This is a genomic window from Halalkalicoccus paucihalophilus (genome assembly GCF_001593955.1).
Lineage (GTDB): Archaea > Halobacteriota > Halobacteria > Halobacteriales > Halalkalicoccaceae > Halalkalicoccus > Halalkalicoccus paucihalophilus.
This window is the reverse complement of record NZ_LTAZ01000003.1, coordinates 264,215-289,886: the sequence shown is the minus strand read 5'-3', so window position 1 is coordinate 289,886 and position 25,672 is coordinate 264,215. Positions and strand designations below refer to the sequence as shown.

Annotated in this window: 22 protein-coding genes, 3 tRNA genes, 3 rRNA genes and 1 pseudogene; 12 read left to right on the top strand and 17 right to left on the bottom strand. The window is 63.4% G+C overall.

Features of this window, described 5'->3' with window-relative positions; all coding sequences use genetic code 11:
* The first annotated feature begins 251 nt into the window (after window positions 1-251).
* Complete coding sequence (gene trpB / locus HAPAU_RS05020) at window positions 252-1,403, top strand: tryptophan synthase subunit beta (protein WP_066380309.1); 1,152 nt, start codon at window positions 252-254, stop codon at window positions 1,401-1,403.
* Here the strand turns inward: trpB and HAPAU_RS05015 are convergent.
* The gene (locus HAPAU_RS05015; protein WP_066380300.1) at window positions 1,400-1,774 is read right to left on the bottom strand and encodes a DUF7522 family protein; all 375 of its coding nucleotides are present in this window, start codon (window positions 1,772-1,774) and stop codon (window positions 1,400-1,402) included. The genes trpB and HAPAU_RS05015 overlap by 4 nt on opposite strands.
* Before the next feature lie 125 nt (window positions 1,775-1,899).
* Here HAPAU_RS05015 and HAPAU_RS05010 point away from each other — a divergent pair, with 125 nt between their 5' ends.
* From HAPAU_RS05010 to HAPAU_RS05000, 3 genes are read left to right on the top strand one after another with little or no spacing between them, the layout of a single operon-like run.
* On the top strand, window positions 1,900-2,688 hold the full coding sequence (locus HAPAU_RS05010; protein ID WP_066380298.1) for an SDR family oxidoreductase: 789 nt from the start codon (window positions 1,900-1,902) through the stop codon (window positions 2,686-2,688).
* Window positions 2,685-3,029, top strand: a complete 345-nt coding sequence (locus tag HAPAU_RS05005; RefSeq protein WP_066380296.1) for a cupin domain-containing protein — start codon at window positions 2,685-2,687, stop codon at window positions 3,027-3,029. Before HAPAU_RS05010 ends, HAPAU_RS05005 begins: the two co-directional genes overlap by 4 nt.
* Complete coding sequence (locus HAPAU_RS05000) at window positions 3,026-3,838, top strand: fumarylacetoacetate hydrolase family protein (RefSeq protein WP_066380294.1); 813 nt, start codon at window positions 3,026-3,028, stop codon at window positions 3,836-3,838. The genes HAPAU_RS05005 and HAPAU_RS05000 overlap by 4 nt, the downstream gene beginning before the upstream one ends.
* On the opposite strand, the gene HAPAU_RS04995 is transcribed toward HAPAU_RS05000, so the two are convergent.
* The 4 genes from HAPAU_RS04995 to HAPAU_RS04980 all read right to left on the bottom strand — a co-directional run bounded on the left by HAPAU_RS04995 (window position 3,835) and on the right by HAPAU_RS04980 (window position 6,990).
* Window positions 3,835-4,422 carry a DUF502 domain-containing protein gene (locus HAPAU_RS04995; RefSeq protein ID WP_066380291.1) on the bottom strand — a complete coding sequence of 196 codons (588 nt, stop codon included), beginning with the start codon at window positions 4,420-4,422 and terminating at the stop codon, window positions 3,835-3,837. The two genes, HAPAU_RS05000 and HAPAU_RS04995, sit on opposite strands and share 4 nt — an antisense overlap.
* 49 nt (window positions 4,423-4,471) lie before the next feature.
* On the bottom strand, window positions 4,472-4,753 hold the full coding sequence (locus HAPAU_RS04990) for a DUF6360 family protein (RefSeq protein WP_066380289.1): 282 nt from the start codon (window positions 4,751-4,753) through the stop codon (window positions 4,472-4,474).
* 62 nt (window positions 4,754-4,815) lie between these two features.
* On the bottom strand, window positions 4,816-6,591 hold the full coding sequence (locus HAPAU_RS04985; protein ID WP_066380288.1) for a nitrite/sulfite reductase: 1,776 nt from the start codon (window positions 6,589-6,591) through the stop codon (window positions 4,816-4,818).
* 90 nt (window positions 6,592-6,681) lie between these two features.
* On the bottom strand, window positions 6,682-6,990 hold the full coding sequence (locus HAPAU_RS04980; protein WP_066380286.1) for a hypothetical protein: 309 nt from the start codon (window positions 6,988-6,990) through the stop codon (window positions 6,682-6,684).
* Window positions 6,991-7,176: 186 nt separating this feature from the next.
* On the opposite strand from HAPAU_RS04980, the gene HAPAU_RS23220 reads away from it, so the two are divergent.
* The gene (locus HAPAU_RS23220; protein WP_394327289.1) at window positions 7,177-7,395 is read left to right on the top strand and encodes a hypothetical protein; all 219 of its coding nucleotides are present in this window, start codon (window positions 7,177-7,179) and stop codon (window positions 7,393-7,395) included.
* Window positions 7,396-7,432: 37 nt separating this feature from the next.
* Entirely contained in the window at window positions 7,433-8,098 is a 666-nt protein-coding gene (locus tag HAPAU_RS04975) for a DUF7119 family protein (RefSeq protein WP_066380284.1), read from the top strand.
* Here HAPAU_RS04975 and HAPAU_RS04970 read toward each other — a convergent pair.
* Window positions 8,079-9,314 (bottom strand): ArgE/DapE family deacylase, encoded by a 1,236-nt coding sequence (locus HAPAU_RS04970; protein WP_066380282.1) that lies wholly within the window; start codon window positions 9,312-9,314, stop codon window positions 8,079-8,081. The genes HAPAU_RS04975 and HAPAU_RS04970 overlap by 20 nt on opposite strands.
* Window positions 9,315-9,397: 83 nt before the next feature.
* Between HAPAU_RS04970 and HAPAU_RS04965 the strand changes: the two genes are divergently transcribed.
* Window positions 9,398-9,471 (top strand) — tRNA-Lys (locus HAPAU_RS04965).
* Window positions 9,472-9,522: 51 nt separating this feature from the next.
* Here the strand turns inward: HAPAU_RS04965 and HAPAU_RS20845 are convergent.
* Entirely contained in the window at window positions 9,523-9,702 is a 180-nt protein-coding gene (locus HAPAU_RS20845) for a hypothetical protein (protein ID WP_157078420.1), read from the bottom strand.
* A 133-nt stretch (window positions 9,703-9,835) separates the two neighbouring features.
* On the opposite strand from HAPAU_RS20845, the gene HAPAU_RS04960 reads away from it, so the two are divergent.
* Entirely contained in the window at window positions 9,836-10,258 is a 423-nt protein-coding gene (locus HAPAU_RS04960) for a universal stress protein (protein ID WP_066380280.1), read from the top strand.
* An 88-nt stretch (window positions 10,259-10,346) separates the two neighbouring features.
* Here the strand turns inward: HAPAU_RS04960 and HAPAU_RS04955 are convergent.
* The 6 genes from HAPAU_RS04955 to HAPAU_RS04930 form a co-directional block, all read right to left on the bottom strand.
* Window positions 10,347-10,422: transfer RNA gene (locus HAPAU_RS04955), tRNA-Cys, on the bottom strand.
* Window positions 10,423-10,651: 229 nt separating this feature from the next.
* Window positions 10,652-10,765: ribosomal RNA gene (gene rrf / locus HAPAU_RS04950) — 5S ribosomal RNA — on the bottom strand.
* A gap of 116 nt (window positions 10,766-10,881) precedes the next feature.
* Window positions 10,882-13,801, bottom strand: a 23S ribosomal RNA gene (locus HAPAU_RS04945).
* 210 nt (window positions 13,802-14,011) lie between these two features.
* Window positions 14,012-14,083: transfer RNA gene (locus HAPAU_RS04940), tRNA-Ala, on the bottom strand.
* A 117-nt stretch (window positions 14,084-14,200) separates the two neighbouring features.
* A 16S ribosomal RNA gene (locus tag HAPAU_RS04935) occupies window positions 14,201-15,674 on the bottom strand.
* The 16S, 23S and 5S rRNA genes sit together here with 2 tRNA genes alongside, the layout of an rRNA operon.
* Window positions 15,675-16,480: 806 nt before the next feature.
* The gene (locus tag HAPAU_RS04930; protein ID WP_066380279.1) at window positions 16,481-16,789 is read right to left on the bottom strand and encodes a non-histone chromosomal MC1 family protein; all 309 of its coding nucleotides are present in this window, start codon (window positions 16,787-16,789) and stop codon (window positions 16,481-16,483) included.
* Between the two features lie 184 nt (window positions 16,790-16,973).
* On the opposite strand from HAPAU_RS04930, the gene HAPAU_RS04925 reads away from it, so the two are divergent.
* Both HAPAU_RS04925 and HAPAU_RS04920 read left to right on the top strand, forming a co-directional pair.
* A complete protein-coding gene (locus tag HAPAU_RS04925; RefSeq protein WP_008419196.1) occupies window positions 16,974-17,171 on the top strand; it encodes a hypothetical protein in 198 nt (65 codons plus the stop codon).
* A gap of 28 nt (window positions 17,172-17,199) precedes the next feature.
* Window positions 17,200-18,258: a quinone-dependent dihydroorotate dehydrogenase gene (locus HAPAU_RS04920; RefSeq protein WP_066380275.1), complete on the top strand. Its 1,059-nt coding sequence runs from the start codon at window positions 17,200-17,202 to the stop codon at window positions 18,256-18,258.
* Here HAPAU_RS04920 and HAPAU_RS04915 read toward each other — a convergent pair.
* The 3 genes and pseudogenes from HAPAU_RS04915 to HAPAU_RS04905 form a co-directional block, all read right to left on the bottom strand.
* A complete protein-coding gene (locus tag HAPAU_RS04915; RefSeq protein WP_066380273.1) occupies window positions 18,255-19,823 on the bottom strand; it encodes a tryptophan--tRNA ligase in 1,569 nt (522 codons plus the stop codon). The two genes, HAPAU_RS04920 and HAPAU_RS04915, sit on opposite strands and share 4 nt — an antisense overlap.
* Window positions 19,820-20,848, bottom strand: coding sequence for a tRNA-intron lyase (gene endA, locus HAPAU_RS04910; protein ID WP_066380271.1), 1,029 nt, complete (start codon window positions 20,846-20,848; stop codon window positions 19,820-19,822). The genes HAPAU_RS04915 and endA overlap by 4 nt, the downstream gene beginning before the upstream one ends.
* 30 nt (window positions 20,849-20,878) lie before the next feature.
* A pseudogene (locus tag HAPAU_RS04905) lies at window positions 20,879-21,528 on the bottom strand (DUF91 domain-containing protein).
* Between the two features lie 90 nt (window positions 21,529-21,618).
* Between HAPAU_RS04905 and HAPAU_RS04900 the strand changes: the two are divergent.
* Window positions 21,619-22,269 (top strand): HAD family hydrolase, encoded by a 651-nt coding sequence (locus HAPAU_RS04900; RefSeq protein WP_066380269.1) that lies wholly within the window; start codon window positions 21,619-21,621, stop codon window positions 22,267-22,269.
* Here HAPAU_RS04900 and HAPAU_RS04895 read toward each other — a convergent pair.
* Window positions 22,252-24,588 carry a DEAD/DEAH box helicase gene (locus HAPAU_RS04895; protein WP_066380267.1) on the bottom strand — a complete coding sequence of 779 codons (2,337 nt, stop codon included), beginning with the start codon at window positions 24,586-24,588 and terminating at the stop codon, window positions 22,252-22,254. The two genes, HAPAU_RS04900 and HAPAU_RS04895, sit on opposite strands and share 18 nt — an antisense overlap.
* Before the next feature lie 97 nt (window positions 24,589-24,685).
* Here HAPAU_RS04895 and lipA point away from each other — a divergent pair, with 97 nt between their 5' ends.
* Window positions 24,686-25,624 carry a lipoyl synthase gene (gene lipA / locus HAPAU_RS04890; protein ID WP_066380265.1) on the top strand — a complete coding sequence of 313 codons (939 nt, stop codon included), beginning with the start codon at window positions 24,686-24,688 and terminating at the stop codon, window positions 25,622-25,624.
* Window positions 25,625-25,672: the final 48 nt, after the last annotated feature.

Sequence of the window (25,672 nt, the reverse complement as noted above, 5' to 3'; positions counted from 1 at the left end):
AATCCCGTGGTCTCGATGATGACGACGCCAAACAGATGATCGTGAGCGGGTTCATCGAGCCGATCACCGAGGAACTGCCCATCGAGTACGCTGTCGAGCTCAACCGGCTCATCGAACTCGAAATGGAAGGCAGTCTGGGCTGATCGCGCCCGTCGGGAGCGTCTTCCGAGTTCGTTTTCAGTTTCCTTTTCATCGTTCTCGACCGGAAGCCGAGGGCATCCTTTATGCGCCGTGGGGAGAGTCCGGTAGCTATGTCCAACGGAGATTTCGAAGGGTACGGCGGACGTCACGTTCCGGAAGCGCTCGAGGGACCGCTCTCGGAACTCGCGGCAGCCTACGGCGAGGTCGGCAAGAGCGAGGGGTTCCAGGAGGAACTGCGGGGCTATCTGGAGGAGTTCGCGGGCCGGCCGACGCCGCTGTATCACGCGCGCAACCTCAGCGATCGCTACGGCGCGGAGATCTACCTCAAGCGCGAGGACCTCCTCCACGGTGGCGCCCACAAGATCAACAACACGCTCGGGCAGGCCCTGCTCGCGAAGAAGGCGGGCAAAGAGCGCCTGATCGCCGAGACGGGAGCGGGCCAGCACGGCACCGCGACCGCGATGGTCGGCGCGCTGTTCGGCCTCGACACGGAGATCTACATGGGGGAAAAGGACGCAGAGCGCCAGCGGATGAACGTCTTCCGAATGCGCCTGATGGGCGCGGAGGTAAACGAGGTGACCCGCGGGGGGGCGGGACTGGCTGACGCCGTCGACGCCGCCCTCGAGGACTTCGCGAGCAACGTCGCGGACACCCACTACCTCGTGGGAAGCGTGGTCGGACCGGACCCGTTCCCGCGGATGGTCCGCGATTTCCAGTCGGTGATCGGCGGGGAGGCCCGCGAGCAGATCGTCGAGCGCACGGGCAATCTGCCCGACGCCGCCGTGGCCTGCGTCGGCGGCGGGTCGAACGCTATCGGGCTGTTTCATGCCTTCCGCGACGACCCGGTCGGCTTTTACGGTGCGGAGGGCGGCGGCGAGGGCAGCGACTCCGCCCGCCACGCCGCCCCGCTCGCGAAGGGCCACGACGACACCCTCCACGGGATGCGGACCCGAGTGCTCGACGAGGACGTCGAGGTTCACTCGGTGTCGGCAGGTCTCGACTATCCGGGCGTCGGCCCCGAACACGCCATGTTCCGGGCGGTCGGCCGGGCGGAGTACACCGGCGTCACCGACGAGGAGGCGCTCGCGGCCTTCAGGGAACTCAGCGAGACGGAAGGGATCATCCCCGCACTCGAATCGAGCCACGCGGTCGCGCGCGCGATCGAGTTGGCGGAGGCGGACGGACACGAAACGATCCTCGTGAACCTCTCGGGACGGGGCGATAAGGACATGGAGACCGCGGCGGAGCGTTTCTCGCTCTAGCCCAACACCTTCCCGATGGCCGCCGCGAGCGCCTCGAAGTCCTGCATGGTGATGCCGTCGGTGGTGACGAGGACGCCCTCGCGGTCGGTCGTCAGGCGAACGAGGTAGCCGCCGTCGAAGACGCGAATGGTGTAGCGGTAGTCGCCGAGTTCCGAGCCCTGATAGGCATCCTCGGTGATCCGGAAGCCGCGCCACTCGTTGCCGATAAAGGTCGAGAGGTCGGCGTCGCGCTCGAGGTCGCTGCGAAGGTACAGTTGCTCGAAATCGTCGCGTGTGAAGTAGGTCGCCGAGCGGAGGCTGTCGCCGACGGCGGTGCGGGCGGTGCGGACGATGTGGTCTGCGGTTTCCGGATCGACGAGATCTGCGGGCATGGCGGAAGGGATGTGTCCAGCCACATAAACCCCTATCGTCCGTGGTACTCGGTGGCATTCTCGTGTGGAGAGTAACTGCCGCCACGCGAACGTTTTTGCCCGTCGCTTGCGCGGATACCCACGTCATGGACCTACAGATCGGAGGAAACGCGGCGCTCGTCACGGCCTCTTCGAGCGGACTGGGGAAGGCCTCGGCGACCGCGCTTGCACGCGAGGGCGCGAACGTCGTGATCAACGGGCGCGACGAGGAGCGACTGGAAGAAGCGCGCGAAGAGATCGAGGCGGAGGCCACTGGAGAGGTCGTCGCCCAGCCGGGTGACCTGACCGACCCCGAGGACATCGAGACGCTTGTAGAGACGGTAGTAGACGAGTTCGGCGGGCTCGACCACCTCGTGACCAGCGCGGGCGGGCCGCCCAGCGGCCCGTTCATGGAGACCGAGGAGGACGAGTGGTATCACGCCTACGACCTGCTCGTGATGAGCGTCGTCCGATTGGTGAAAGAGGCCGCCCCACACTTGCAGGACGGCGGGGGCACCATCGTCACCATCACCTCCCGGAGCGTGAAGGAGGCGATCGACTCGCTGGTGCTCTCGAACTCGGTGCGCATGAGCGTCATCGGCCTCGAAAAGACGCTTTCACAGGAACTTGCGCCCGAGGTACGGGCCAACGCCGTGTTGCCGGGGCCCCACGAAACGGCGAGAATTCAGGAACTCGTCGATCAGGCCGTCGACCGGGGCGACTACAGCTCGTATGAAGAGGGACTGGCCGACTGGAGCGACGGCATTCCTCTCGAGCGGATCGGTGACCCGATCGAACTCGGGAACACCGTCGCGTACCTCTCCTCACCGAAATCGGGTTTCATCAATGGAGTCTCGGTGCCGATCGACGGCGGGGCGGGGAGTTCGAACCTATGAAGCACGTCGAGTTCGACGACGCCGAGAGCTACGAGCCCGAGGAGGGGTGGGCGCGCCGGGCGCTCGCGGGCAGCGACGACTTTACCTTCGAGTGGTTCGAGAAACCGTCGGGCCACTCCTCACCCATGCACGACCACGAAAACGAGCAGGTCTGTCTCTGCCTCGAGGGGGAGCTGGTCGTCCATACCGAAGAGGAGACGGTCACCCTCGAAGAGTACGACTCGGTGTGGCTCGACTCGTGGGAATCGCACCGCGTCGAGAACACGAGCGAGGAGCGCGCGGTCGGGCTGGACGTCTTCGCGCCGGGGCGCTCTTTCGACTTCTGGACGGATCGCGAATGAAGTACCTCGCGCGCACTCAAGCGGGAAGGCCGCTCTTGGGCAACGAAGAGGGGTTCGTCCCGCTGTCGGCAGCGGGATTCGAGAGCGTTAGTGAGGCCCTCCCAGCGGCCGCGGCGGGCGAACTGTCCGATCCAGGCGCGCTCCCCGTCCGGTGCGTTCCGAGCGAGAAGCTCTCGTTCGGAATGCCGATCGCTCGTAGGGCGCTGGGTAAGCTCTGGGGGATCGGGCTGAACTACGAGGAACACGCCGGGGATCTGGGCGAAGCGCGTCCGGAAGAGCCCGCGAGCTTCATGAAGCCCCGAACGGCGGTGACGGGTCCTGGCGGACCGATCCGCCTGCCCCCGCAAGAGGAGACGGATCGCGTGACCGCCGAGGCCGAACTCGCCGTGTTGCTCGGGCGGACCGCAAGCGGCGTCGAGGAACCCGACCGGATAATCGCGGGCTATCTGCCGGTGATCGACATGACCGCCGAGGACGTCTTAGAGCGCAACCCGCGATTTCTCACGCGCGCGAAGAGCTTCGATACGTTTCTCGTGCTCGGTCCGACCATCGCGGTCCCCGACTCGCCGCCGTCGTTCGACGAGCGAGCGGTACGGACGGTGCGAAACGGCGAGACGGTCGCCGAGAACAGGACCAAGAACATGCTGTTCTCGCCGCGCGAACTCATCGCGTTTCACTCGCGGGTGATGACGTTAGAGGCCGGTGACCTGATTTCGACCGGAACGCCCGGCGCGGGCGTCATCTCCGCGGGCGATACGGTTCGTGCGGAAGTCGAGGGGGTCGGGAGCGTCGAGGCCGACGTGGTTTAGTCATCCAACGGGCCACCGAGTGCGCCGCCCGGTCGATCCCGGTCGCCGAACCCGGCACTGAGAATGCGCGTCATGGCTTCCTCGACTGTCTCGTCGGTGGGTTCGACGTTCGCGGGGTCGACCTCGATCACGTAGCCCGTCGTGACGTTCGGCGCGGTCGGCATGAACAGGACCATTCGGCCGTCGGCGGTCTTCTTCCCGGTCTTGAACGCGGTCATGCGTGCGCCCATCCACGTCGTGACCTTGACCGGTTCGTTGAGCTCCCCGTTGCCGGAGACCGCGGTCTCGACGGCGAGCTGCGAGGAGTTGTAGATCACGCGGAGGACCGGCACGCGGTTGATCACCGTATCCAGCCAACCGCTCGCGAGCGCACCCCCGGCGGTGCGTGTCGCCATCCCGACGAGGGCGACCGCCAGAACGAACACGCCGAGGGTGATGGCGACCCGGACGAGGGGTCTCTCGATCACGCCGACCACCGGGAGTCCGGCGATGAACAGGAACAGCCACGCGATGGCGTAGAACGTCACCAGAAGCGGCACGAGGATCACGAGCCCGCTTCCCATGTCCCGCTTCCACTCGTCCATCGACCGAGTGTAGCGAGCGAACGGTTAAGAACGTGCTGGGCGCGATCGACTACTCGCCCACCCGCTCGACCCGGTCGGCCTGTTTCTCGAGTTCGGCGGCGAGCGTTCTCGCCTGCTCGGCCGACAGCGTCACCGAATCGGCGTGAGCCGGCAGGTTCTCCAGATCGGTGTTGTCGAGTTCGAGTTCGAGCGAGACGTGGTCGGGGTTCTCGCGGGGGGCGGTGACGTTCAGAATAGCGAGCGCCTCGTCGTTCCAGCCGTGGCCCTTCGCCTCACCGTCCAACAGGTCGAAGGTCGTGTAGGCGTTGACCTTCATGATCCGGTCGGGCATGGGAGAAGGGAGACCGTCGAGACACTTAGCGGGCGCGGAAAACGGATGCGCTCGAAACGGGCTTAGTCGTCCGCGGACATCGGCGTGTCGTCCGGACGGGCGGGCGCGGGGCTCGAATCGAGGTCGTCGTCCTCGGCGTAGGGGTACCACGTCTGTTTCGTGTTGTGCATGTAGGGGTCCTCGTACGAAGTCTCCTCGGGCTCACAGAGCTCTGCTAACTCCTCCTCGTCGCGCTCGACGACGAACTCGCGGAAGGTCTGGCCTTCCGAGCGTTCCTCGGCGAACCCGTCGATCAGGTTCGCGATCGCGCCGGGCACCTCGTCTGCGGGAACCCGTTGAGTGACCCAGTCGGCGAAGTTGGGGTTCTCGCCCAACCCCCCTCCCAGACCGATGTCGAGCGCCTCGACCGGCTCGCCGTCCTTGCGCGTCTTCATGCCCCGCAGCGAGACGTCCGCGATCTGGGGCTGGGCGCACGACGCGGTACAGCCGGAGAGGTGGATGTGGAAGTCCTCGATCCCCTCGGGGAGGTCGACGTTCTCCTTGAGCCAGCGCGAGAAGCGCACTTGCCTGTTTTTCGTCTCGACGATCGACAGCGAGCAGAACTCCGTCCCCGTACACGCGATCGACCCGCGCTGGAACGGGTGGGGGTCAGGACTGTACTCCGAAAGAAGGGGCTCTTCCAGGAGTTCGTCGAGGTTCTCCTCGGGCACATCCGTGAGGATCAGGTTCTGGCGTTGGGTGACCCGTGCCTCGCCCGAGCCGTATTCCTCGGCGATATCGGCGAGTTCGATCACCTCGTCCGCGCCCATCCGGCCCACCAGCACGTTCAACCCGACGTAGTAGTTCCCGTCCTTCTGCTCGTGGACGCCGACGTGATCCGCGTGGCCGTCGGCGGTGCCGGCGTTGTACGAGTAGTTCTCGCGGAGGTCCTCGCCCGCGGTGTGCATCTCGAAGTCGACGTACTCCTCCTGGAGTACGTCGCGGACCTTCTCGGGGCCCCACTCGTCGACGAGGAACTTGATACGCGCGTTGTAGCGGTTCTCACGGTCGCCGTGGTCACGAAAGAGCGCCGAGAGTCCGCCGGCGACGTCGGCAGCCTGTTCGGGCGTGACGAAGACGTCGATATTGCGAGCGAAGCGCGGTTCGTTCCGGGCGAGGCCGCCACCGACCCGGACGTTGAAGCCGGTGACGGTCTCGCCGTCGACCTCCTTTTCGGCCGGCTCGAAGCCCAGATCGTTGATGTCGCCCTGGCCACAGCCCTCGTCACACCCAGTAACGGAGACTTTCCACTTCCGCGGGAGGTTCGAGTGGGCGTCGTCGCCCTTGAACGTGTCGTGGAGTTCGTGGATGGTATCCAAGGCGTCGACGTGCTCGTGATCGTCCTTGCCGGCGACCGGACAGCCCACGATGTTGCGCCACGAGTCCCCACACGCCTGCAGCGTCGAGAGGCCCGCCTCCTCCAACTCGTCCCAGATGTCGGGGACGTCTTCGATGTTGATCCAGTGGAGCTGGATCGCCTGGCGGGTCGTGAAGTCGGCCCAGCCGTTTCCGAACTCGGGGTTCTCTGCGGGTCCGGTCGAATACTCCTTCGCGACCTCGCCGATGGCTCGCAACATACCGGGTTCGAGCACGCCGTTCGGCGGGCCGATCCGCATCATGAAGTAACTCTCCTGACCGGAGCGCTGGTGGTACAGTCCGTACCACTTGAAGCGCTCGAACCAAGCGTCGTGTTCGTCATCGGGGATCGCGTCCCACCCCTCTTCGGCGAACCGCTCCATATGGGCACGGATGTCCGTGCCGTAGACGTCGTCTTTCCACTCCTCCACGTTGGTCGGCATGGATACCGGTTACGGCCCGACGGGTAAATCCCCCGTCCTCTCGTCAACCGTGGCCGGTGCTCGGTGGTTTAGGAGAATATTGCCGGAAGGTTACGCGGGCGTGATCCGGTGTTCGCGGGAGGGGTCCGACGGGACGAACTGGCCGTTCTCGACACGACCGATGGTGAGCCACCCCATCGACCCCCGTTCGCCGCAGGTGATACAGTGGCCGACCGCGCGGACCTCGACGCGGTCGTCGTTCGGGCGGATCTCGAAGAACGCCTCGAGCAGTACGTCTGCGACCTCACACTCGCAGAAGTCGTGCTCGGAGAGCCGCCACAGGTCGCTGACGCCGACCTCCCGCGAGTCGTCGACGCTGACCCACGCTCCGTCGTCGAGGATCCGAACTGGAACGTCCATACTCACTCTACGTCCGCCACGCCCTTAGCCCATCGCCCCGTGCAAGGCGTACCGGCCCTTATGACGCCCACACCGGAAGGAATCGCCCGACTACAGTCGAATTCGGAAAGATCGGCCGACCGAGATAGGGACAAGAACCTCCGGTAAGCGGGAGTTGGGGTAGGGCTTGTCCCTGCACGCGAGCCTATAGGTAGGCCACCCGAACGGGAACGTGATGACACGGAACCGCGACGAACGACGCCAGCACGCCCCGGCGGATGTCGCACCGGAACTCCACGAAGGGGGCGAGCGATGAGCAACGAGGAGCGCGACGACGCCCACCTCGCGGATATCGAGGAGGGAGCCGGCTGCACCGAGATCTGGGAACACCTCTCGGAGAAACGCGAGCGCGAAGAGGCGGACTAACGACGACGTTTTGCGTATCGAGGGTAATGAGACCACAATGACCACCGAGCGACCGGGCGATCCACGGAGCGACCGTGAGTCACCGGTCGGCAAACCGGTCGTCAGGGGCGACGCCGCGATCACCGGCGAGCGTGCCCGTGAGGCCGTCCAGTTCGATCCCAACGACCCTGAAAGCCTCGCGAACGCGGCCGAGACGGTCAGGCGCTTTTCGGAAAACACCGCCGGTGCCGAGGACAACATCTACATGTTGCGTGGAGCCGCCGCGTGTGCCGCACTCGTTCGCGGCGAGGGGTCGTACAAGGCCGCCGCCGAGCGCGCCGGCGGCGAGGCCTCTGTAGCGTTCATCCGCAAGTGGGCACGTGTCCACGACCTCCCACAGGCCGTTCGCCGCCACGTCGCGATGGGCCATATCGCACCCACCGCGGCGAAACACATCGCCCGCGTCGCCGGCGACGCCCGGTTCCAACTCGCGTGGGCGACCGTCGACAACGACCTGACCGTCAGGGAGGTTCGAGCGATCGCGAGCGCGATCAACGACGGTGCCACCCCCGAGGAGGCACTCGCATCCCACGGCGTCACCGCCGGCGAACTCACGGTCCGCCTCCCGGTCGAGAGCTACCGCGAACTCAGGCGTGAGGCCGCCTTCGAGGGCGTCTCACCCGGCGAGATCGTCGACCGAGCGCTCACCGAGTACTTCGGGTGAGAAACCGTTTTCCGGCCGATTCGAGCAGCTCGATTCCAGTAGAAACCTCCCCCCAGTCGATCGACTCGTCGGGGAAGTGTGCCTGCTGGATCGATCCCGGTCCGAAAACCACGGTCGGAATCCCGGCCTCGATGTAGTGGCGCGCGTCGGTCCCGTAGGTCGCCCCTCGCGGCGTCGAGTCCCGGCCCGCAGAATCGAGGGCATCCCGAACGGCACGGACGATGGGTTCATCGGCACTGATCTCGGCGGGTTCGAACTGCACCGAGAAACGCTCGAAGCACGGGGGGTGGTCCGAGAGCCACGCCGAGTCGGCGGCGAGTTCGGCGACCCGTGCGTCGACCTGCTTTTCGACCGAATCGACGCTCTCGCCCGGTGCGACTCCGATACGAAACTCGGCCTCGAGGTGTGCGGGAACCGACGAGGCCCACGACCCCGCACGAACGGTACCAGCGACGATCGGCCACGGCGTGGGAAAGGCCTCATACAACGGATGCGTGACCGCTCTGGCGCGCTCGGTTTCGAGGTCGGCGAGCGCTCGGCGGATCCGCTCGAACTGTGGCAGGACGTCCTCGCCGTGCCACGGCGTCGCCGCGTGAGCCGATCGCCCCGTGAGTGTGAGCCGTTTCATCAGCGTCCCCTCGGTCGCGACGACAGGCACGAGATCGGTCGGCTCGGCGATGATCGCCGCATCGGGAGTGGGGTACGGCCGCTCGAGAGCCGAACTCGCCGCACCGATCCCACCGGACTCCTCGCCGACGACGCTCTCGACGACCACTCGACCATTGAGTCCGGACTCGGAGAGGCGACGGGCGGCGAAGACGCAGGCGGCCAATCCGGACTTCATGTCCGCTGCGCCGCGGGCGGTCAGTTCCTCGCCGTCCCACGTCGGCGCGAACGGGTCGGCGGACCACTGGTCGGCCTCCGCCGGAACCACGTCGACGTGACCGTTGAGCAACAGCGTCGGACCCACTCCGGAACCGAGTTCGAGGACGCCGGCGACGTTGGGCCGATCCGTCGTCTCAATCCCCTCGGGATCATCGGGGAACGAGGGATGGGCGGCAAGCCGGTCTGCGTCGATCTCCCAGCGATACGTATCGAAGCCGAATTCGACAAGTCGCCGTTCGAACCATTCCTGTGCGGGAGCCTCGTTGCCACCGGTGGTGTCGAACGCGAGGAGGTCCTCGACGAAGGCTCGTCGTTCCGCGTCGTCACTCATGGATGTGGATCATCGAGTGGTGGCTTAGGGGTTCGGGTCGAATCCTGAACGCTTATAGTCGTGGGGTGGCGAGTCCCTCGTGAGGGCCGGTAGCTCAGTCCGGCAGAGCGTCTGACTCTTAATCAGACGGTCGCGTGTTCAAATCGCGCCCGGCCCGTTTTTGTCACTCGCAGGGAACCGAACGAACGGATCGAGTAAAAAGGCGATGTCACCCCCTGACGGGAAGATACGAGAACGCAACGAGCAGGAAAACGGTGATACCGCTGAGAACGGAGATCCATTGCAGGCCCGTCTGGTTCGAAACGAGCCCGAACGAACCGACCGCCCACGCGCCGATAGCGATCAGCGCGAAGACCGCCGCGTACATCGCGGCTGCGCGTCGTTGCATACTGCAGGGGTGTCGGTCCGGGGCTATAGAAGTTACTTTTCCGCGCGCGTTGCCCGACCGCTTAAGACCGTCGCGACGAACCTATCGAATATGGAACTGTCGTCCCTACATATCGGTCATCCGGAGGAACACGATGGGTGAGCAACTGTTCACGCGCATATTGCTTCCAGTTGCCAGCGAGGAAGACGCGGCAGCGACCTGCCGACGACTGTTCGAGCGAACTGACGAGATCGGAACGGTCATCGCGACTCACGTCATCGAGAAGGCTGGCGGCGGAATCGATAAGGCCTCCGTCGAACAGCGCGAGGAGAACGCCGAAGCCATCTTCGAGGTCGTAGACGAACACTGTCGCCGAACGGGAGTCGACGTCGAACACCGCATTCGCTACGGGACGGACATCACCGAGACAATCCTCAGAGGTGCAGAGGAAGAAGACGCGAGCGTCATCGTCTTCGTTCCACGCGAGTCGAGTCGCTGGGTGAACCTTCTGACCGGCGACATCGCCTACTCGCTCGTTACGGAGGCCAACCGACCAGTGCTCGTGTTGCCGTCGTAGCGTCTCCACGAAGTACGAACGATCGGATCCCTCGTCACCGTCCCCTTGTCTGGTTCGTGTCGCTCACGGAATTACCGTGTAACAAAGAAGCCAAGGGCCGGATTTGAACCGGCGATGGGCGGCTCTGCAGGCCGCTGCGTTAGGCCGGACTCTGCCACCTTGGCACGGTTGGCACTATCGGTGTTACGGACATAAGGATAGCGGTCCGGAGCGCTATCGCTCGTCTATAAATGAAAAAAGCCCACGACTCCGAAGGGTCGTGGGCTTTGATATGAATGGAAGGCGGCGAACCACCAGTTGCGAACCGTTGTAACGGAACGGTCTCGGGTTCCACCGGGACGGACCCAGCGTGTACTTCCGATTGCGTTCCTGGGTTCGTACTTGGCCCCTCTTGCGAGGCAGTTTTCCCAGAGGCTCGCGCACTCCAGTACTCGCGGGAACGCTGGCGGGCTTATCTTCCGTGTTCGGAATGGGTACGGGAGTTGCCCCGCCGCTATGGCCGCCTTAATGCCGATCTATGGAATCGAACCATAGTGCGCCATCATCGGTTGCTTACCGTTGTGTACGTGCGATTCAGTTAACGCCTGGATCCGTTTACCGGTCACGGATACAAATGCGGTATGACTGTGTGGCTTTGACCTGTTAGTGCTCGCGGGCTCAACACCTCGTTGCCTCGGTGCGCACACCCCGAGTCTATCGAACTCGTCTTCTACGAGTGGTCTCAACGGCACCTCTTTTCCAGGTGGGTTTCGAGCTTAGATGCGTTCAGCTCTTACCCCGTGTCACGTAGCTGCCCGGCACGTGCCCTCTCGGACAACCGGTACACCAGTGGTGACCAATCGTAGTTCCTCTCGTACTATACGATCGTTCCCGTCAGGTACCAAAACACCCCCAATAGATAGCAGCCGACCTGTCTCACGACGGTCTAAACCCAGCTCACGACCTCCTTTAATAGGCGAACAACCTCACCCTTGCCCGCTTCTGCACGGGCAGGATGGAGGGAACCGACATCGAGGTAGCAAGCCACCCGGTCGATATGTGCTCTTGCGGGTGACGACTCTGTTATCCCTAAGGTAGCTTTTCTGTCAGCAATCGCCCGCATCAAGCAGGCTGATTGGTTCGCTAGACCACGCTTTCGCGTCAGCGTTCCGTGTTATGAAGAACACTGTCAGGCTTCCTTATGCTCTTACGCTCTTTTCCGGGTGTCCGACCCGGATGAGGAAACCTTGGGGCGCGCTCGATATCTTTTCGAGCGCGTACCGCCCCAGTCAAACTGCCCGGCTACCGGTGTCCTCCTCCCGGAGTGAGGGTCGCAGTCACCATCGGGTAGTATTTCAATGATGGCTCGGCGGCCCGCTGGCGCGGGTGCCTGTGTAACGCCTCCTACCTATGCTGCACAATGGCGACCACGTCCCAGCGACAGCCTGCAGTAAAGCTCTATAGGGTCTTCGCTTCCCCTTGGGGGTCTCCAGACTCCGCACTGGAACGTACAGTTCACCGGGCCCAACGTTGGGACAGCGACGCTCTCGTTCATCCATTCATGCAAGCCGCTACTAAAGCGGCAAGGTACTACGCTACCTTAAGAGGGTCATAGTTACCCCCGCCGTTAACGGGTCCTTCGTCCCATTGTACTGGGTGTTCAGATACCCGCACTGGGCAGGATTCAGTGATCGTACGAGTCCTTTCGGATTTGCGATCACCTATGTTTTTACTAAACAGTCGGAGCGTCCGAGTCACTGCGGCCTGCCCCTACAGAGGGCAGGCATCCCTTATCGCGAACTTACGGGACTAATTTGCCGAATTCCCTAACGTCGGTTGATCCCGACAGGCCTTGGCTTTCGCCGCCATGAGTACCTGTGTCGGATCTCGGTACGATCGTTGTACTCGGTTTTTCACGGGCTCCAGGTTGAACCGACTTGCGCTATCCCGCCGTTCGTCCGCTTCGTGCCATTACGGCTTCCACGGATTTTGACGGTTCGACCGGGCGAGTGCCCGGCTCGGTCGGCCCCGAAGCGTCACCTTTCACTGTACAACGGTACTGGAATATTAACCAGTTTCCCGTTCGTCCCCTTCGAATTACGGGAGGACTTAGGATCGACTAACCCTCGGCTGATCAGCATTGCCGAGGAACCCTTACTCATTAGGCCGTCGGGGTTCTAACCCGACTAACGCTGCTACTATGACCAGGATTTTCGTCACCGATCGGTCCACACGAGCTCTCGCCCGGGCTTCCATCCGATCGGAGTGCCAGTCTACACGATTGCGCTGTGAGGCGCACGGCCAGGTCTCGGTGGTGAACTTGAGCCCCGATCATTTTCGGCGCCCCAAACCTCGGCCGGTAAGCTGTTACGCTTTTCTTAGAGGGTAGCTGCTTCTAAGCTCACCTCCCGGCTGTCTAGGGCTTGGGACCACCTTCAATCGCACTTAGTTCACACTTGGGGACCTTAACCCGGCTCTGGGTTGTCTCCCTCACGGTGCACAGGCTTACCCCGGCACACCGGATTCCTTGCGTCGACGGCGTCCGTAGGTTCGGAGTTTGACAGGGGGGCGCACTCCTCTCGGAGTGCGGTCCCCCAATCGGTCGCTCTACCCCACGAACTACCTCGGCAAAGGTCATGCTTCGACATGTTTCGACTGGAACCAGCTGTTTCCGGACTCGATGGGCCTTTCACCCCTATACGCAAATCACGGGAGGGTATTGTAAGACACCAACCCTAACAGGCCTCCACGTGCCTTTCGGCACGCTTCACCTTGCATGCGCATAGATCGTCCGGTTTCGGGTCGTACCCGTTTGACTCCCCGCGCTTGAACACGGTGGCCCTCGTCGTAAGACTGCGGCCATATCGGTTTCCCTACGCCTTCCCCGGTTCTCGGGTTAGACTCGCCAAACAGGTACACTCCCTGGTTCGTTTTTCAAAACGCACGACGGAACACCGGCTCCCTGTGGGTCCTACTACGGGCTTGCACCCGGTTCGTTTTCCACAGGGCCTTTCGAGCCCCGTCGTTCAATCGCCAACTGATTTCAGGCCCTATTGCACCTCCCTTCTGAGGGTGCTTTTCAGCGTTCGCTCACGCTACTTGTTCGCTATCGGTCTCGAGGAGTGTTTAGTCTTGGCCGTCGATGCCGGCCGTATTGACGAGGGATATCCAACCCCCGCTACTCTGGAACTGACGCACGCCGTACTGGTCTGTGTTACGGGGCTGTCACCCTGTATCGCGCTCCGTTCCAGGAGACTTCACACAGACGATCCGACGATGAGAGTCAGCCCGAACACCACATTGCCCGAGAGGGCTTCGGTTTGGACTGTGTCGCTTTCACTCGCCGTTACTCACGACATCCCGTTCGGTTTCTCTTCCTGCCGTTACTGAGATGTTTCAGTTTTCGGCGTTCCCCATTGCGCAAGGCAATTGCGAGAGGATTCCTATTCGGAGATCCCTAGTTCTTAGCCTCCGTGCGGCTCCCTAGGGCTTATCGCAGCTTGGCACGTCCTTCGTCGGCACTCGAGCCGAGCCATCCACCAGCTGGCACAGTAGCCACGCTGATATTGGATTTGTCACTGTGACCCGGTAAACGGATCCAGTGGACGTCTGAATCGCACGTACACACGGTGTCATCCGCACGCCTGGTGGTCGCCAGTGCGTGCATCGACCCTTCCCACCCTCGCTTGCACGGGGCGGTGCATCGGTCTCTTTCGGGATTAGTCATACTCTCGTGTCCCACTTAAGGGACACGGTTTCAGCCTCTCCCGGAGATGGACCCACTGGGATTCGAACCCAGGGCATTCTCCTTGCAAAGGAGGCACTCTACCACTGAGCTATGGGCCCGTCCTCTCTCGAGGAGGTGTAGCCCTGGTAGTTCTGAGGTGCCCGATCGGGCGCGGGACGATCACGAACTACGGACTGCCTAAGGTGGGTCAGGCGCGTCGGCCTGATCCCGGTCAGTGGAGGTGATCCAGCCGCAGATTCCCCTACGGCTACCTTGTTACGACTTAAGCCCCCTTGCGAAGCCCAGATTCGACCGTCGTTCGACGGCCTCATCCGGACCTCACTCGGGTGCTTTGACGGGCGGTGTGTGCAAGGAGCAGGGACGTATTCACCGCGCCCTTCTGAGACGCGATTACTACCGAATCCAGCTTCATGCGGGCGGGTTTCAGCCCGCAATCCGAACTACGACCGGGTTTAGGAGATTAGCGCCCCCTCTCGGGGTGGCGTCCCACTGTCCCGGCCATTGTAGCCCGCGTGTAGCCCAGCACATTCGGGGCATACTGACCTACCGTTGCCCGTTCCTTCCTCCGTGTTGGCCACGGCAGTCTCCCTAATGTACCCAGCTACCACAAGGGTACTGCTGGCAATTAAGGATGCGGGTCTCGCTCGTTGCCTGACTTAACAGGACGCCTCACGGTACGAGCTGACGGCGGCCATGCACCTCCTCTCAGTGGCTCCAATAAGCTCATCACACTGATCTTCATCGCACACTGTCGGTGCTGGTGAGATGTCCGGCGTTGAGTCCAATTAAACCGCAGGCTCCTCCGGTTGTAGTGCTCCCCCGCCAATTCCTTTAAGTTTCATCCTTGCGGACGTACTTCCCAGGCGGCTCGCTTCTCGGCTTCCCTACGGCACAGCACTGGCTCGTAGCCAGTGCCACACCTAGCGAGCATCGTTTACAGCTTGGACTACCCGGGTATCTAATCCGGTTCGTGACCCAAGCTTTCGTCCCTCACTGTCGGATCCGTCCTCCCGAGGCGCTTTCGCCACCGGTGGTCCGTCCAGGATTACAGGATTTCACTCCTACCCCGGACGTACCCCTCGGGTCTTCCGGTCCCAAGCCGACTGGTTTCCGCCGGACGTCCGCTCGTTGAGCGAGCGGATTTCCCGACGGACCTGTTCGGCCAGCTACGGACGCTTTAGGCCCAATAATATTGGCCATCACTCGAGCTGCCGGTATTACCGCGGCGGCTGGCACCGGTCTTGCCCAGCTCTTATTCACCTACCACCTTACGGTAGGGAAAAGCGAGGACTGTATGCCCTCGCACTTGGAGTCCCCTTATCGCACGTTCGTGCAGTGTAAAGGTTTCGCGCCTGCTGCGCCCCGTAGGGCCCGGTATCTTGTCTCAGATACCGTCTCCGGGTTCTTGCTCTCACAACCCGTACCGATTATCGGCACGGTGGGCCGTTACCCCACCGTCTACCTAATCGGCCGCAGCCACATCCTATGGCGCCGGAGCGTTTCGTGCTCTCTGTAATTCCAACGTGAGAGCGGTATTCGGTATTAGCCTCAGTTTCCCGAGGTTATTCCGATCCATAGGGTAGTTTGGCCACGTGTTACGGAGCTATTCGCCACGGGTCTAAACCCGTGCGACTAGCATGGCTAAATCGGACTCCAATAGCAATGGCCTCCGGCAGGATCAACCGGAATGGTCCTGAGCGAATGCTCAGGGTTAGGCGGGTACACAAAGGTGTACACATTGCATGGTCCGTAGTTCGATGATCAGTCCCGAATCCGATCGGGTATCACCGAACTACCAGGGCTAACATCAGATCCCATCTGTACGGCGGACCGCAGGGGTGGAATCCTCATTTCCTTCGGACCTGATTGTTGGCTTCGATGGGTCATAAACCCTTCGAAGCTCATTGAGAGAAGGGGCCAATCCCCATCCCCACCAGGTCTCGATTGTGGAGCGGTGTGAGCGCCCCACGATCACTGTGTTTCTTTCTCCGCATCACAACCGAGTGCCCTTAACCACTTAAGGGCATCGGATCGTCGACGACCCCGGAATCGATACCCGGCGTCGGCGTCGCGGTGTTTGTTCCGAGTGCCCCCATTCGTATAAGGGCATCGGACTCCCACTGGCGTTGGAACACAACGCCAGCGGGGGATCGCCCCGGAGTCGCCCGGGGCGTCCTTCGCATTTCTTCGAATGGCAGGTGAACATATAAGGCCGTCGTTCGATCGGCGCTTCGTCTTGCGATACCATGAATCGGGGTACCACATTCGGAGATGGTACGACAGCTGGGCGGAACAGACATGCGGCTTGCCGAAAGGAGGTTTCGAGTACGAATATCGCGCGGATGGAGGTCGGCAGGTCATCCCGTAGCCCGTGGACGGTAGGTCGGGCCGAGTGGTGTCCGCGCGTTCGTACGTGCGTCCGCGAAGAGTATTATGTATGGCGAAACCGATAGCTCGTCTACTGATGAAGCACGTCCCCCTCCCCGTAGTCGGTTTTACTCTTCGATATGCTCGATACCTTGCTTCGAGACGTTCGCTTCGGTGATCTCGTCGGGCATCCAGTCGGGACTGTCGTCGGGAGCAGTCTGCTCCCACGCCCAGCCTTCGTAGATGTGGACCTTGTCCGTCCCCTTCTCGCGGAGTTGGAGGGTCGTTCGGTTCGCGTCGTCCTCGCTGGACGCAGGCTCGAGGCGACGAGCGGCTTTCAGTGCGGCCTGCCGGGGGGTATTCCCCGAGAACACGCTCGATTCGTCACCGCTGTCTTCGCGCAGTGCGAAGTTTCGTTTTCCGTCTTCGCGGACCATGATGATACTCCATGTCAGACCAACACATCCTTCATAATAAACATACCCCCCGAATCGAGTGCCTGCGGCCGGATCGTTTATATACTTGTTCCAGTCCGTATCGGAAAGAATCGGTGATCTCGTTGGCCTACAATGAGACAACACTTATGTAGACCGTGGGCTGAACGTTCGGTAGAGTACCCCGATGGTGCGCAAAAAGAAGCTGAGCCCGAGTGGCGCAAAAGACGACCAGGGCCAGTACCACAACGTACATCTCAACCTCCACGAGGACGAACTGGCCGTCGCCGGAATGGACATCGGTGACGAGGTGTTCGTCCGTGTTCGAGAAGACAAGATCATCATTCAGAAGGCCGACAAGGACGAGGTCGAACACGATTTCTGACGGTCACCCGTCCTCGATCCCGTCTCGAATGTCACTCTATTCCCTTCTCCGTCCCGCCCTGTTCCGGTTACCAGCAGAAAGTGCGCATACAACCGTTACGACCCTCCTCAGCGCCGCTCAGCGGACGCCGGTAACGGCGCTTTCCCAGAGACGATACCGTCTCGACGATCCACGACTATCGGTGTCGCTGCTAGGTCACCAGTTTTCGAATCCGGTCGGGGTCGCCGCGGGGTTCGATAAGAACGGCGAGTTCCCAAAAGCGCTGGCGGCACTCGGCTTCGGTCACATCGAGATCGGTGGCGTCACCGCCGATCCACAGTCCGGAAACCCGAAACCACGGATGTTTCGGCTTCCCGAGGACGAGGCGATCATCAACCGAATGGGCTTCAATAACGACGGGGCCGACCGCGTGGGGGCACGACTCGAGCGATCGAACCCCCCTGAAACACCGATGGGCGTGAACATCGGCAAGTCGAAGGCGACCCCGCCCGAGCGCGCACCGGAGGACTACCGCTATACCTACCGACGGCTCGCCGAACACGGCGATTTCTTCGTCGTCAACGTCTCGAGCCCGAACACACCGGGACTTCGGGATCTCCAAGACGAATCCCACCTGCGAGGGATCCTCAGTACACTACAGGACGCCGGAGCGAGTCCCCTCCTGGTCAAACTCTCGCCGGACCTCACAGAGGGGGCGATCACGGACGCGATCGGCGTCGTCTCCGACCTCGATCTCGATGGAATCGTCGCGACCAACACGACGACTGAGCGACCCGACGACCTCCGAGGAACACACCGCGGGGAGACCGGCGGGCTCTCGGGTCGCCCGATCGAGTCCCGTTCGACCGACATGATTCGCTTCATCGCCGAGCGGGTCGACGTTCCGGTGATCGGCGTCGGCGGGGTCTTCACTGCCGAGGACGCCTACCGCAAGATCCGCGCGGGCGCGAGCCTCGTCCAACTCTACACGGGCTTGGTCTATCGTGGCCCCTCGATCGCTCGTGATATCAACCGAGGGTTGCTCGCGTTGCTCGAGCGTGATGGATACGAATCGATAGAAGACGTAGTCAGTGCGGACCTCGATTAGGCACGTGCCGAATCGAACTCGATGTCGAGATCCGCGAGCAGTTCCTCCGCTTCCGCGCGTTTTTCCTGGTGCTCGGCGAGGAATTCCTTCATCAACACGGCAGCCTGTTCCTTGCAATCGCCACAGAGGCGTTCGCCGCCGACACATTCGTCGTAGACCTCCTTTGCGAACGCGTCGTCGTCGCCAGCGAGCAGGTAGGCGTACAGCTCGTAGACGGGACACTCGTCGGCTTTCCCACCGAGTTCGCGCTGGAGTTCGGCCGTCTCGCGCCCGCCCGTGGTCGCCGAGCGTACCTTGTCGTAGCCGTCCTCGGGGTCGTCGAGCAGGCTGATGTGGCTCGCGGGGATCGACGAGGACATTTTGCCACCCGTGAGCCCGGTCATGAAGCGGTGGTAGATCGAGGAGGGGGCGAGAAAGCCATACCCCCCGTGAGCGAGTTCGACCTCACGGGCGAGGTCCTCGGCCTCCTCGGCTGAGAGATCGAACGTGTCGATGTGGGCGTCATAGACGCGTTTTTCCCCGTGGATAGCCTCGATCAGGGCCTCGAAGGCCTCGTCGGTCGCGTTGCGATCGAGGAATCGAACCCGAGGGCGCAGCGGCTCCTTACCCGCGGCCCGCAGTTTCTCGACCGTCGAGGCGATCACACCGGGATCGTAGAGGTCCGACAGCGTGTCGTGCTCGGCGAGCCAGTCGGCCGCCTCGACACACCGCGGTCGATCGGGCTCCTCGGCGAAGGTCTCGCGTTCCTCGTACGCACGCGCGAGCACCGCCCGTTCTTTGGGATCGGCCTCGAAACTCGCATACGCCTCGGTGACGCCGAAGTATCGGGTTCGTGCCGCCAGATCGCGCGCCAGCCGGACGTGCGGGTCCTGATCGGGACCCACAGGGATCACGGTGGGCTTCGGTTCGTCGAGTTGGGGATAGAGGATGTCGGCCATCTGGGTGACGACCGACTGCATGTGCGAGACCGACGTCTCGCCCTCGAAGCCGTAGATCGCCTCCATCTCCGAGAAGTTGACCTCGCTACCGAGTTCGAACGCCAAGTCCTGCAGTTCCCGATTGTCGGACTGTCGATAGAGCGTTCCGTCCTCGGGGTCGAACCCGAGTGCGAGCAGACTGAGGATGTAGTCCCGGGCGTGCTCGTCGATCTCCTCCCACGAGAGGCCCCGGGCGGAGTGGGCTTCGAGGTCGGCGATCAGGCCGTAGGTGTCGCCGCCCTGCTCTTGGTGCCAGATCAACTCGTCGAAGACGAGTTTGTGACCGATGTGAGGGTCGCCCGTCGGCATAAAGCCCGAGAGGGCGGCAAAGGGCTCGCCCTCGCGCATCGCGCGAGCCACCCGGTCGTACTCGCGGTGCCCGAAGATGACGCCCCGACGCATCAGGTAATGAGGGCCGGACACGTCGGGAAGAAGCGTATCGAACTCCTCGATACCGAACTGTTCGAAGAGGTTTCGGTAGTCGTCGATGGTCGAGGAACCCCACGGGTCGAGAGCGACATCATCAGCTCCGTTCGCGTTTCCGTCGGGCTGTACGTCCTCGGTGTCGTCTGTGGGTTCCTCGCTCATGGTGTGAGTCTGCCGACCGAGATCCAGGTCGGCTCCGTACCGTCGTTCGCGCTCGCCAGCGCAAAAACCATTCGTTTGCGCACCCCGTGGGCGAGGCGCACGTCGAGTGCGATCTCGCGCGGCGACCGAGCGCAGTCGGGGGGGAGGACGCGAACGAGGTACTCGGAGTGGCCGAGGTCGTCGATCGACTCGACGTCGGCGTACACTCGGAAGTCCGCCCCGAACTTGAAGCCGGTCTTGGGGACGACACCGCGCTCTCGGAACGCGGCATACACCGCAAGTCGGCGCTCGAAGCGGTCGCCCTCGACCTCCCGGCCGCGTTCGAGGATCGATCCGTCCGTCGAGAGGACGCCCCGATCCGCCAGATAGGCGGCCTCGAGAAGCGAGAGCTGGATCGGGCCATCCCCATCCTCGCGACCGGAAAGGGGCTGGCCGTAGAACGCCGCCGAGAACAGCTCATGAGGGGGGTTCCAGACGATCGCGCGGTCCGCGAGCAGGTCGGCTTCGGTCGGTTTCGAGAACCCGGCGGACGAACCCTCGATCTCGGGCCGGTCGACCTCGAAGTAAGTCACCTCGCTTTCCTCGTCGACGACCGCGAGCGCCCCGTGGAGGGTAGTGAGAGAAAGCGATTCGCGCTCGCCGGCGACCCGAAGGTCGTAGAGCCGATCGTCGTCCCACGGCCCCGAGCCGCGCTCGTAGACGACGAACTGGGCCTCGGCGGGTGGGTCGGGTACCCAGCCCTCGCGTGCGGGCGAGAGGTAAAAGCCCCGCTCACGGAGGTCGGCGTAGACGAGATAGCGGACGAAGAAGCTCGGGTCCTCGACCCCTTGGACGAACGACGGGAAGTCCATGTCCTCGATGCGAAGATCGCCACGGTACAGCAGATGGGCGGCCTCGACGGGGGCGAGCGCGATCTCGTTACCGTCGAGCGGGCGGCCATACCCCCGCGAGTCGTAGTAGCGCTGGCGGGCGTCGCCACCGACGCGGACCACCCCGTTTTCGATCCGGCCCTGCGGTTCGTTCATACCCGGGATGGGAACGGCTCGCTGAAGGACTCACCGGTCGCGTTCGCACGCGGAATCGAGACAGCGGGTTCCTCTGGGTGTTTCGAATCGGGGTAGCCCGCAGTCACATTCCCCGGAGACGATCCCGTCGGGGATCACGTAGCCGGTCTCGCAATCGGGGTAGTTCTCACAGCCCGCGAGCAGCCCACCCCGGCGGATGACCCGCAGCGAGCCGTCGCACTCGGGACAGTCCCACTCGTGATCGAAGCGTTCTTTCACTGCCGGATCGAGTGAGCCACAGTCCCGCGAGAGACAGAGTTCAAAGCGTTCGCCACGCGCGACGGTCATTTTCGGTAGTCCACAGCTGCATCGTTCGTCGAGGACGCTCGCGCCGTCGGGCAGTCCCCGATGGGAATACCCGCCGCGGAGCCGGGGTACTCGCCGAAGCCGTAGGCGCTCCTCGATTCGACACGGAGCGTCTTCTCGCCGGCGATCGCAGTGACGGAGAAGCCGCCGTTTCGCGTGCTGGCGACCGAGTCGGCGCGGGTGAGCCACGCGACGGGCTGATAGCCATCGGTATCGTGGACCAACACTGTGTTGTCGGGCTTGAGCAGGACGACCACCTCGCCGCGGTGGGTGGTCTCGTCGGTATGAACGAGACACTCCCCGGCAAGCACCTGCAGGGAATCGGATGCGGGCATGGGTCGGCTGGCCCGGCCACCGTATATGAACCTTCGTCCGGGTCGCCCGGGGGTCGGCAGGACTATGCCCTGGGAGCCGGCAGGTCGGGTATGGACTGCGTGCTGTTCGACATGGACGGCGTGATCGTCGACTCGGAGGACTACTGGGTCGAACACGAGCGAGAAGAGCTGCTGCCGGCGGTCGTCGAGGAGGACGTTCCTGTTTCGGAGATCACCGGAATGAACTACAAGGAGATCTACGAGTACCTCGATTCGAACTACACCACTCTCGTCGAGCGATCGGAGTTCATCGAGCGCTTCGAGACGATCGCGTCGGAGATCTACACCGAACACGCCGAGCTCATGGCCGGATTTCGTGACCTGCTCGCGGCGCTTCACGTTCGCGGGGTCCGAACCGCCATCGTCTCCTCCTCGCCGCCCGACTGGATCTCCCTCGTCACCGAACGGTTCGAACTCGACGGGTTCGACGGGATCATAAGCGCCGAGGACATCGACGGGCCCGGAAAGCCCGAGCCGACGATCTACGAGCACGCCGCGGCGGAGCTAGGCGTCTCATCGGAGGAATGCATCGTCGTCGAGGATTCGGAACACGGCGTCGAGGCCGCCGCCGCGGCCGGTGCGTACACGATCGCCTACGAGACGCCGACCAACGCCGAGCACGACCACTCCGCGGCCGACGAGGTCGTCTCAGGACCCGAGAAGCTTCGCGAGCGACTGCTCGCGCTATCGGACGCGGACTGACCGGCTCTCGGCGACGGGCTCGAGCGGCAGGTCGGGAAAGACCACCTCGACTGTATAGGTGAGTTCCTCGGCGTTCCCACCGAAGACCCCCACTGGAACCGTCGTCGAGCCGAGGAAGGTCTCGCTTTCGGTCATCTCTATCCCGTTAACTGTGACTCGGACCGCGGCATTCGCCCCGCCCGCGGTCGATTCGACGGTTACCTCGCACATCTCGTTTTCCCCCTGACCGATAGTCTCGGGGAACGCCCCCCAGTCGATCGAGACGACAGGTAGGGAACTGGCGTTTTCGAGCACGCGCTCGGCGACGCTCTCGGTGAGACCCGCGTCGACCAGCCCTTCGACGCCCGCCGCCCGCACGTCACCGGGCGAGGTCAGACCCTCGCTCGCGAGCTTGCTCGCCCGGCCGGGACCGACACCCGAGATCGCCGTCAGCCCCACCGCGTCGTCGCTCACCCCGTACTCGACGCGGCCCTCGATCCGGCTCACGAGGTTCGTCGTTCGAGGGTCCGCGAACCGATGGCAGAAGGCCTGAAAGGCCGCGAGCAGTCTGAGGGCGTTCTGGCGGATCACCCACGCGTCGCCCGAGAGTTCGCTCGGAGTCGTACTCGTCATCGCCCCCCGAAGGACGGCGAGCACCTTGCGCTCGCCAGCGTCGAGGTCGCTCCCACGCCCGCTGAGCGCCGCATCGATCGCGTCACGCTCCGATTGCCGGGCGCTGACGCTGTCGAACTCGCTGGCTCGCGCTATCGTTTCGAGGATCGCGTCCTCAGTGATCTCCTCGCGGGCCGCGAGGTCGTGAAACCGGGCGGCCGTCGAGAGGCGCAGGTAGTACTTCGAGGCGAGTACTCCTAGCGGCGTGGTCCCGACCGAGAGGTCCTCGCCAACCGTGAGGAAACCCCGTTCGACCAGCGAGTCGAGGGTGTCACGCACACGCTCGCGGAGCGTCTCGAACCCGTACTCGTCGGGTTTGCTCCGCGAGCGTACGTAGTAGAACGTCGTTTCGAGCCACTCCATCACGTCCTCCAGGTCGCGGATCGTCCCCATCGCGACCTCGGCGTTCAGGTGGGCATCGAGATCCTCGGCGAGACGCGATTCGATCTCCTTTCCCTCACGGAGCAGGCGGCGATACCGGTCGGCCTCCGAGCGGTCACAGATCACCCAGCCGTATCCCACGTCGTCGTAGCCCGGACGGCCGGCCCGCCCGAGCATCTGAAGGACGTCGAGCGGGCTCATGTCCACTTCGCCCTCGAGGGGGTCGTGGTACTTCGTGTCTCGGATCACGACACACCGAGCGGGGAGGTTCACGCCCCACGCCAAGGTGGAGGTCGAAAACAGCAGCTGGATCTTTCCCTCCTTGAACCACCCCTCGATCAGGTCCCGGTCGTTCTTCGAGAGACCGGCGTGGTGAAACCCGACGCCGTCGAGGGCGGACTGGCGAAGCGTGTTGTTCTCCAACTTCTGGGTCTCGGTGTGGAAGTCGTAATCGCCGCGTGCACCCACCGGAATGTCGCGTTCGACCAGTTCGTCGCGGGCCTTCTTCGCCGCCTGCACCGTGTCCTGGCGGGAGGCGACGAACACGAGCGCCTGGCCGTCCTCGCGGATATGTGGCTCGGCGAGGTCGAGCGCCCGGTAGAGCCGGCGGTACTTGTCGGCAAACGAGTTCTCGCCGTGGGAGTAGGTCTTTACGTCGGCGTGGAGATCGACGGGGCGGTACTCCTCGCCGAAGGCGAACGTGGTCTCGGGACCGGCGTCGAGCCAGTCGGCGACGTCCTCGATGTTGGGCATCGTCGCCGACAGCGCGACGATTCTGGGATCACAGAGCCGTCGGAGCCGCGAGATCGTCACCTCCAGTACCGAGCCGCGGCGATCGGAATCCAGCAGGTGGACCTCGTCGATCACGCAGCAGTCGATGTCCGTGACGAAGTCGTATCTTCGAGAATCGTGTTTTCTCGTGGCGGAATCGGCCTTCTCGGGGGTCATCACGAGGATGTCTGCCCGGCGCGCCCGACGGGGGTTGAGGTCGCGCTCGCCGGTGACGACGTAGACCGAATACCCGAGGGCCTCGAATCGTTCCCACTCGCCTTCCTTCTCGTTGGTGAGCGCGCGCATGGGCGCGATGAACAGCGCGGTGCCGCCCTCCTTGAGCGTCCGGCAGATGGCGAGTTCGGCGAGCGCCGTTTTACCGGATGCCGTCGGCGCGCTCGCGACGACGTTCTCGTCGCCCTCGACGAGCGCCGGCAGTGCCTCGCGTTGCATCGCGTTGAACGACTCGAAGGGGAAGGCATCGGCGAACTCGGGAAGCGCCTCGGCGACCTGCATCTATCGGACACCAGGTCCCGCACAGGAAAGGCGTTTCTAGTCCGCTCGGAGGAACGATCCCCGCAGGTTTTTGCCCCGGCGCTCCCCACTAGCGCCAATGAGTCTCTCGCGCAAGCCCGACTGGCTCAAGACCCGCCCGCCGTCTGGCCAGGAGTTCGCCGGGATCAAACGCACCCTGCGCGAGCACGACCTCCACACCGTCTGTGAGGAGGCGAACTGTCCCAATCTCGGGGAGTGTTGGAGCGGCGGCGCGTCCGGAGACGGGGGGACCGCCACGTTCATGCTGATGGGCGATCGCTGCTCACGGGGCTGCAACTTCTGTGACGTGAAAACCGGCGGAATGGAGCCCCTCGATCCGGACGAGCCCGCGAACGTCGCGAGCGCGATCGCCGAGATCGGCCTCGATTACGTCGTGCTCACCAGCGTGGATCGGGACGACCTGCCCGATCAGGGCGCGGGCCATTTCGCCGAGACGATCCGCGAGATCAAAGCGCGCCATCCGGGCATCCTCGTCGAGGTGCTGATCCCCGATTTCCGTGGCGAGCCCGAGTTAGTGAGAGAGATCGTCGACGCCGAACCGGACGTGATCGCCCACAACATCGAGACCGTCGAGCGCCTGCAGTTCCCCGTGCGTGACCGCCGGGCGAACTACGAACAGAGCCTCTCAGTACTTCAGCAGGTCAGCGCCGAATCGGAGATCCACACGAAGACGAGCCTGATGCTCGGCGTCGGCGAGCATAGTCATGAGATCTACCAGACGCTCTCGGACCTCCGGGAGGCGGAGGTCGACGTCGTGACGCTGGGCCAGTACCTCCAGCCCTCCCGGAGCCATCTCGACGTCTCCCGGTACGTCCACCCCCACGAGTACGAGACGTGGCGGCGGGTCGCCGAGTCGGAATTGGGCTTTCTGTACTGTGCGTCGGGGCCGATGGTCCGCTCGTCGTACAAGGCCGGCGAGCTGTTCGTCGAAGCGGTGCTGCGGGAGGGAGCGAGCGTCGAGGACGCTCGCCGCGAGGCCAGGGCCGCCGGGAACTAACCCCGTCCTTGAGGCGTCCGAGGAACGTCTATATATCGCACATACTGA

Bases quoted from the DNA above. Each gene is read 5' to 3' on its own strand.
- trpB (WP_066380309.1), top strand. From the start codon at position 252: ATGTCCAACGGAGATTTCGAAGGGTACGGCGGACGTCACGTTCCGGAA.
- HAPAU_RS05015 (WP_066380300.1), bottom strand. From the start codon at position 1,774: ATGCCCGCAGATCTCGTCGATCCGGAAACCGCAGACCACATCGTCCGC.
- HAPAU_RS05010 (WP_066380298.1), top strand. From the start codon at position 1,900: ATGGACCTACAGATCGGAGGAAACGCGGCGCTCGTCACGGCCTCTTCG.
- HAPAU_RS05005 (WP_066380296.1), top strand. From the start codon at position 2,685: ATGAAGCACGTCGAGTTCGACGACGCCGAGAGCTACGAGCCCGAGGAG.
- HAPAU_RS05000 (WP_066380294.1), top strand. From the start codon at position 3,026: ATGAAGTACCTCGCGCGCACTCAAGCGGGAAGGCCGCTCTTGGGCAAC.
- HAPAU_RS04995 (WP_066380291.1), bottom strand. From the start codon at position 4,422: ATGGACGAGTGGAAGCGGGACATGGGAAGCGGGCTCGTGATCCTCGTG.
- HAPAU_RS04990 (WP_066380289.1), bottom strand. From the start codon at position 4,753: ATGCCCGACCGGATCATGAAGGTCAACGCCTACACGACCTTCGACCTG.
- HAPAU_RS04985 (WP_066380288.1), bottom strand. From the start codon at position 6,591: ATGCCGACCAACGTGGAGGAGTGGAAAGACGACGTCTACGGCACGGAC.
- HAPAU_RS04980 (WP_066380286.1), bottom strand. From the start codon at position 6,990: ATGGACGTTCCAGTTCGGATCCTCGACGACGGAGCGTGGGTCAGCGTC.
- HAPAU_RS04975 (WP_066380284.1), top strand. From the start codon at position 7,433: ATGACCACCGAGCGACCGGGCGATCCACGGAGCGACCGTGAGTCACCG.
- HAPAU_RS04970 (WP_066380282.1), bottom strand. From the start codon at position 9,314: ATGAGTGACGACGCGGAACGACGAGCCTTCGTCGAGGACCTCCTCGCG.
- HAPAU_RS20845 (WP_157078420.1), bottom strand. From the start codon at position 9,702: ATGCAACGACGCGCAGCCGCGATGTACGCGGCGGTCTTCGCGCTGATC.
- HAPAU_RS04960 (WP_066380280.1), top strand. From the start codon at position 9,836: ATGGGTGAGCAACTGTTCACGCGCATATTGCTTCCAGTTGCCAGCGAG.
- HAPAU_RS04930 (WP_066380279.1), bottom strand. From the start codon at position 16,789: ATGGTCCGCGAAGACGGAAAACGAAACTTCGCACTGCGCGAAGACAGC.
- HAPAU_RS04925 (WP_008419196.1), top strand. From the start codon at position 16,974: ATGGTGCGCAAAAAGAAGCTGAGCCCGAGTGGCGCAAAAGACGACCAG.
- HAPAU_RS04920 (WP_066380275.1), top strand. From the start codon at position 17,200: ATGTCACTCTATTCCCTTCTCCGTCCCGCCCTGTTCCGGTTACCAGCA.
- HAPAU_RS04915 (WP_066380273.1), bottom strand. From the start codon at position 19,823: ATGAGCGAGGAACCCACAGACGACACCGAGGACGTACAGCCCGACGGA.
- endA (WP_066380271.1), bottom strand. From the start codon at position 20,848: ATGAACGAACCGCAGGGCCGGATCGAAAACGGGGTGGTCCGCGTCGGT.
- HAPAU_RS04900 (WP_066380269.1), top strand. From the start codon at position 21,619: ATGGACTGCGTGCTGTTCGACATGGACGGCGTGATCGTCGACTCGGAG.
- HAPAU_RS04895 (WP_066380267.1), bottom strand. From the start codon at position 24,588: ATGCAGGTCGCCGAGGCGCTTCCCGAGTTCGCCGATGCCTTCCCCTTC.
- lipA (WP_066380265.1), top strand. From the start codon at position 24,686: ATGAGTCTCTCGCGCAAGCCCGACTGGCTCAAGACCCGCCCGCCGTCT.